The following is a 6,535-nucleotide window of genomic DNA, read 5'->3' as shown; positions in this document are numbered from 1 at the left end:
GGCCGGACGGGGCGTTCGCGAGGACGCGCGGGGCGTCAGATCATCTTGGTGACCTGGTCGAACGACAGCTCCACCGGGGTCTCACGCTCGAAGAGCGACACGAGCACCGTGAGCTTGCCGCTCTCGGGCTTGATCTCGCTGATCGTGCCGGGCAGGCCCGCGAACGAGCCTTCCTTGATCGTGATGGTCTCGCCGGTCTCGAAGTCGACCTCGGCCGGGATGGAGCGCGTCGCGACCGGAGCACCCTTGGCGGCACCCGCCTTGGCCGGAGCGGCTTCCTTGACCTCGACGAGGCTCTTCAGCATGTTGAAGGCCTCTTCGAAACGCAGCGGCGTCGGGTTGTGGGCGTTGCCCACGAAGCCGGTGACACCGGGGGTGTGGCGGACGACCGACCAGGTGTCTTCGTTGAGGTCCATGCGCACCAGCACGTAGCCGGGGATGCGCACGCGGTTGACCATCTTGCGCTGGCCGTTCTTGATCTCGACGACGTCCTCCATGGGGACCTCGACCTGGTAGATGTCGTCCTCGACCTCGAGCGTCGACTTGCGCTGCTCGATGTTGGCCTTCACCTTGCGCTCGAAGCCGGCGTAGGAGTGGATGACGTACCACTTGCCGGGGAGCGAACGCAGCTCGGCGCGGAACGCCTCGTAGGGGTCGGCGTCTTCGTCGATCTCGTCGACGTCGGTCGCCGCGTCGGCGGGAGACTCGGATGCCTCGACCTCGTCGACCACGCCGGCGGCGGCCTGCACCTCGTCGACGAACTCGTCGTCGAGGACCGGCGCGTCGGGCTCGCCGTTGATGTCGGGACCGTCGTAGGGGGTGACCTCGTCAGCGGCTTCGGCGGCCTCTTCGGCCTGCTCCTCGGCGAGGGCGTCGTTCAGGACCTCGGCGGCGGCCTCGGCCTCGCTGGTCTCGTCGATCTCGAGAGCGTCGTTCACGATCGCGTCAGCCTCCGGGTCGGTGATGTCGATGTCGTCGAGGTCGTCGTCGGCATCCGCGTCGTCGGCGTCGTCCACGACGTGGACGGCGGTGTGCTCAGCCGCGTCGGAGGCGTGCTCCTGCGAGGCGAGCACGTTGCCCTCCTGGGCTTCGTCGTCTTCGCTGGACTGCTCGGCAGCCGTCGCCCAATCGGCGTCGTCGACATATCTTTCAGACACTGATGATCTCTTCCGTTGAAGTGCGACCGCTCGTGGGGCCGCTCGTCGCCGTAGCGCCGGTCAGGCGCCGGCGGTGCTCGGGACGCCGAAGACGGCGCTGGTCAGCCACACGAACAGCAGGTCGAGGCCGTACACGAGCGCCATCATCACGACGACGAACCCGAGGACCACGAGGGTGAACTTGATCAGCTCCTGCCGCGTGGGCGTGACGACCTTGCGCAGCTCCGTGAAGACCTGACGGATGAAAAGAGCGATCCGCGCGAAGAAGTTGAGCTTCTTCTCGCGGGGCGCGCCGCGGTCAGCGACGACCTCGCCCTTCGCCTCGTCCTGCGTCATCGAACCACCTAGGTCGCTATTCGTTGCCAGCGTGTGCTGTGCGCAGGGCGGACAGGAATCGAACCTGCAACCTGCGGTTTTGGAGACCGCTGCTCTGCCAATTGAGCTACCGCCCTAAGATCCGGATGGATCCAGGATTCGAAACCCGGCACGCCTTCACCACGGATCTCTCGGGGAGGGATGCCACTGTGCGCGAGGCACGGCGAAAGAATGCAGATTTCGACTGCACTGCAAGTGTACGGCATCGGGCGCACCGCCGACGAACTCCCCCACCCCGCCGCACCGCTCGGAGGGGCTCCTGGATAGGCTGGAAGGCGGTCGCCATTCTGGCCCCCGACACTGCGGCGACCGGTGAGGATCGAGGACCACGGATGAGCTCACAACCCCCCGCCCAGCAGTTCCAGGTCGATCTGCGCGGCGTGATCGACCTGTTGAGCCGCCACATCTACTCGGGTCCCCGCGTGTTCCTCCGAGAGCTCCTGCAGAATGCCGTCGACGCGATCGCCGCACGCCGAGAGGTCGACGGGGCGGGCGGGCGCGTCCGCATCACGCCGGTCAGCGCGGCATCCGAAGAATTCGTCCTGCGCGACGACGGGGTCGGTCTGACCCCCGACGACGTGGCGGATCTGCTCGCGACCGTCGGCCGCAGCTCCAAGCGCGACATGTTCGACCTGCCGCGCTCCGACTTCCTCGGGCAGTTCGGCATCGGGATGCTGTCGTGCTTCATGGTGTGCGACGACATCGTCATCCGTTCGCGCAGCGCGCACGGCGCGGATCCGGTCGAGTGGGTCGGTCACGCCGACGGCACCTTCGAGGTCGGCCCCGGCGCCGATGACATCCCCGTGGGAACGAGCGTGCACCTGCGACCGCGCGGCGACAGCCGCTCGCTGCTGAGCACGGCGACCATCGGCGAGCTCGCCGAGACGTTCGGCCGCTATCTTCCCGTGACGGTGAGCGTCGACCTCCCTTCGGGCGGCGAGACGACCGTCACGGCGCCTCCCCCGTTCCTCGGCGACGACCGCGAGGAACAGGCGGCATATGGCCGAGAGCTCCTCGGCGCCGAGCCGCTCGCGGTCATCCCCCTGTCGGTGCCCGCCACGCAGACGCGCGGCTTGGCGTTCGTGCTGCCGTTCGCCCCGGCATCCACCGCCCGCCAGAGCACACGCGTCTACCTCCAGCGCATGCTGCTCACCGAGAGGGCCGAGGATCTGCTGCCGGACTGGGCGTTCTTCGTGCGGGCCGTCGTCGATTCGGCGGGCCTTCACCCCACCGCGAGCCGCGAGGCGCTCGTCGACGACGACGCGCTCGAGCAGACCCGGACCGAGCTGGGGGATGCCGTGCGCCGGTGGATCCTCGACCTCGCGCTGAGCGATCCCCTGCGTCTGGCGCAGTTCGTCGGCGTGCACGAGGTGGCCCTGAAATCGCTCGTGCGTCACGACGACGAGCTGGCGCGCTTCATCGTGCCGTGGCTGTCGGTCGAGACGAACGTCGGGCGACTGCGCATCGACGACCTCGTGCGGCGTTCCTCCCCCGTCCGCTACGCGGAGACGGTCGAGGCCTTCCGGCAGGTCGTGAGCGTCGCGCCCACCGGGACGACGCTCGTGAACGGCGGCTACCTCTACGACGACGAGTTGATCCGGCTGCTTCCCGAGGTGTTCCCCGACGTGCGTGTCGAAGCCGTCGACGTGGCCGACGAGATCGATCGGCTCGCTCCCCCGCCGCTGGACCAGCGCGCCGCCGTGGTCGCGCTCGAGAGCCGCGCGCGGGACGCGCTCGCGACCGTGGAGGTCGTCGTGCGTTCCTTCGAGCGGCCCGAAGCCGCCGCGCTCTTCGTCGCCGACCCCGAGGTGTTGCGCGCGCTCGATCGCGGCCGGGCCCGCAGCGCAGGCGGGGCACTGTGGGCGGGCGTCCTCGATCGAGCCGAGCGCGCCAGCACGCGCGGACGAGACGAGACGCGGGCCGCCCCATCGTCGCGCCTGTGCCTGAACTGGACCAACCCGACCGTGCAGCGTCTCGCGCACGCTCCCGAGGGCCGGGCGTTCAGCGCCGGCGTGCAGGTGCTGTACGTGCAGGCGCTGCTCGCCGGGCATCATCCCCTCGGCACCGCGGATCGCGCGTTGATGTCGTCGGCTCTGGCCGACCTCGTCGACCTCGCCACCTCGCCGGCCCTCACGCCCGCCGCGACGCCGCAGCCCGGCGACGGCGGCCCGACCGTCTCACCCCGCATCTCTCCGGAAGGATCCGCATGACCGCCGCCGCCGAAAGCATCCGCGCCCTGTTCGACGAGATCGACCGGACGCCGTGGGGACCGGAGGAGAGGGCTCTCGTCGCCGAGGCGGTCGCGCGAGCGCAGGAGAGCGGCGACACCCGGCTGGAGTACGAAGCGCGCCTCCGGCAGACCTCGAGCGCCAACATGATCGGCGACACCGATCTCATGCTGACCTCGTTCGCCTGGTGCCTCGCGCAGCACGAGTCCGACCCCGAGCGGTTCCCCGCGGAGCTCGAGCCCGCGGGTGACCTGCTGTGGCAGTACAAGTGGATGGCGGGTGCGCTGCGCGGTTCGCCGGAGTTCGCGAGCGAGCAGATCGAAGCGGTGCTCGACGACATGGAGCAGCACTACCGTCGGGCAGGCGTCGGCCTGAGCGGCGCGCTGATGGCTCGTTTCGAAGACGCGTGGGCGGCGGGCCGCATCGACGAGGCGGCCGCGCTGCGCGAACGCCTCGAGGCCACACCGCGCGACGACTACAGCCACTGCGACGCGTGCGTGCGCAGCCAGTTCGCGGGCTTCTTCGCCGAGACCGGACGCGAGGACGAGTCGATCCGCCTCGTCGAGGAGATGGTGGAGGGCGGATTCACCTGCGGCGAGGAGCCTGAGCGCGCCCTTGCTCTCGTGCTGCTCCCGCTGTTACGCGCCGGACGGTTCGACGAGGCCCGTTCCTTCCATTCGCGCAGTTATCGCCTCGCTCGCGACAACCCCGACAACCTCACGATCATCGCCGACCACGTGGTCTTCTGCACCGTGACCGGCAATGAAGCGCGCGCTCTCAGCCTGATCGAGAAGCATCTGCGCTGGCTCACCCACGACGGTCTCAACGCGGAGGCCCACCAGGAGGCCCTGGCCGCCTTCGGCCTGGCCCTGGATGCCGTGACCCGCGCGGGCCAACGCGACACTCCGGTGCGGGGATCGGATGCCGCGGAGCTCGCGCCGCTGTTCGGTTCGCGCGACGCGGAGCTGACGGCATCCGATCTCGCCGTTCTCTGCTGGGCTCGGGCCGAGGAGATCGCGCGGGCCTTCGACGAACGCAACGGGACCGACGCGCACGCGCGGCGCCTCGAGCGCACGCGCGCTCTGGCCGACGAGCACTACGACGTCCCGCTGTCGTCCGGGGGTTTCGCGGCTCCGGTGTCGGCGCCTCGCGAGTGGACGCCCGCGGAGCGGCGCGTGCGCGCACGAATGCTCGGAGCTCTCGGCACCGCCTCGTCGATCGACGCGATCGCCGACGTGCTCGACGACGCCGACGCTGCTGACCGTGTGCCCCTGACCTTCCAGCTGCTGCGCGGCCTGCTCGCGGAGGAACGCGTGGACGACGCCGCGCAGGTGCTCGCCGCGCGGGTGGATGCACTGCGCGCCGTCGGCGACGAGGCGCGAGCCGACCTCGAGGAGAAGCTCGGCCCTGCCCTCTTCGGGAAGGACGACGTGTTCGCCGCCCGCGCGCTCTCGGAGCACCCGGATGCTCCGGCGGGGGTACGAGGTCAACTCCTGACGATCGTGACGTACGGGCACATGGTCGCCGGCCGTCTCGATGAGGCCCTCCGCACGGTCCGCGAGGCACGCGAGCTCCACGCACAGGTGGGCGACATCGATCGTGTCCACGCGCTCGCCCACACGGAAGCCGACATCCATCGCGAGAAGCAGGCGCCCGCGGACGCGATCGCGGTGCTCGACGACCTCCTCGCGGATGACCGACTGGAGGTCGGACGGCGAGTCCACGTCCTGACCGACCGCGCGGTGCTCCGAGAGTCCCTGGGGGACCCCTCCCGCGGAGCCGACGACGCCGACGAGGCAGCTCGACTCCTCCTCACGTGGGACGCCGACGGGCCGGTGGTCGCGACCGCGCTCTCGCTGGGGGCTCAGTTCGCCGAGCGCGCCGGCCAGAACGAGCGCGCCGTCGCGAGCTACCGCGTCGCGGTCCAGCGCCTCGAGGCCGCCGGCGAGTCGACGGTCGCCTTGCGGTACGGACTCGGCCGCGCACTCCTCGCGACGGGCGCCGCGCACGAGGCCGTCGAGGTGATCGACGAGGTCCTGCAGGACGAGACGGCGGCCGGCGAGGCCCCCGGGTCGCGCGCGATCACGGTCGGTCTGCTCGCCCGCGCGTTCGAGCACGCCGAAAAGTGGGGCAACGCGCTGCGCGCGTGGGAGATCACCGCCGACCTGCACGAAGAAGCGGACGAACCCGCTCGCCGCGCCTCGGCACTCGTCGCGTGGGCCCAACTGCTCGGCCGCCTCGGCGAGACGGACGAGTCGGTCGACACCCTGACCACGGCGGTCGAGGTCGCGCGAACCGACCCCGAGAACCGCGGGATGCTCGCGGACGCGCTGCACTCTCTCGCGCAGGTCAAGGCGTACCGGGGCGACGACGACGCTCTCACCCCCCTCGACGAAGCGATCGAGATCGGTCGCGCGGACGACGCGCCGTGGCTCGTCGCCGATCTGCTCGACACGCGCGCCCGCTTCCTCGCGAACGCGGGTCGGGTCGACGAAGCGGTGGCCTGCGCACTGCAGGCGGCCGACGGGTTCCTCTCGGTCGGCGGCGCCCCGCAGGCGGGCGGTTCCGAGTTCGTCGCCGCGCGTATCCTCCTCGGTGCCGAGCGCACCGAGGAAGCCGTCGCGGTCCTGCGTTCGGCGCTCGAGCACGCGGCCGACGAGGAGCAGCTGCGCCAGGCGGTGGCGATCGACCTCGGGGACGCGCTCGAGGGCCTCGGCCGCCACGGCGAGGCCGCCGAGGTCCGGAGCACCCTGCCCGCCTGACGCCCCGCGGAAA

The 6,535-nt window shown here is 70.7% G+C and carries 4 protein-coding genes and 1 tRNA gene; 2 read left to right on the top strand and 3 right to left on the bottom strand.

The features are described from left to right. Positions 1-35: 35 nt before the first annotated feature. The 3 genes from nusG to P2P98_RS19210 all read right to left on the bottom strand — a co-directional run bounded on the left by nusG (position 36) and on the right by P2P98_RS19210 (position 1,609). Positions 36-1,157 carry a transcription termination/antitermination protein NusG gene (nusG, locus tag P2P98_RS19220; protein WP_058615249.1) on the bottom strand — a complete coding sequence of 374 codons (1,122 nt, stop codon included), beginning with the start codon at positions 1,155-1,157 and terminating at the stop codon, positions 36-38. A 60-nt stretch (positions 1,158-1,217) separates the two neighbouring features. Beyond that, positions 1,218-1,493 carry a preprotein translocase subunit SecE gene (gene secE / locus P2P98_RS19215; protein WP_058597563.1) on the bottom strand — a complete coding sequence of 92 codons (276 nt, stop codon included), beginning with the start codon at positions 1,491-1,493 and terminating at the stop codon, positions 1,218-1,220. Positions 1,494-1,536: 43 nt separating this feature from the next. Next, positions 1,537-1,609, bottom strand: a tRNA-Trp gene (locus tag P2P98_RS19210). Between the two features lie 255 nt (positions 1,610-1,864). Between P2P98_RS19210 and P2P98_RS19205 the strand changes: the two genes are divergently transcribed. Both P2P98_RS19205 and P2P98_RS19200 read left to right on the top strand, forming a co-directional pair. Next, positions 1,865-3,742 (top strand): HSP90 family protein, encoded by a 1,878-nt coding sequence (locus P2P98_RS19205; RefSeq protein WP_275801881.1) that lies wholly within the window; start codon positions 1,865-1,867, stop codon positions 3,740-3,742. Continuing rightward, positions 3,739-6,522, top strand: a complete 2,784-nt coding sequence (locus P2P98_RS19200; RefSeq protein WP_275801880.1) for a hypothetical protein — start codon at positions 3,739-3,741, stop codon at positions 6,520-6,522. The genes P2P98_RS19205 and P2P98_RS19200 overlap by 4 nt, the downstream gene beginning before the upstream one ends. Positions 6,523-6,535: the final 13 nt, after the last annotated feature.

The sequence above is a fragment of the Microbacterium sp. Kw_RZR3 genome (assembly GCF_029222405.1).
GTDB lineage: Bacteria > Actinomycetota > Actinomycetes > Actinomycetales > Microbacteriaceae > Microbacterium.
Note: the sequence above shows the minus strand (reverse complement) of the source record. Positions and strands in the feature narration are given on the sequence as shown.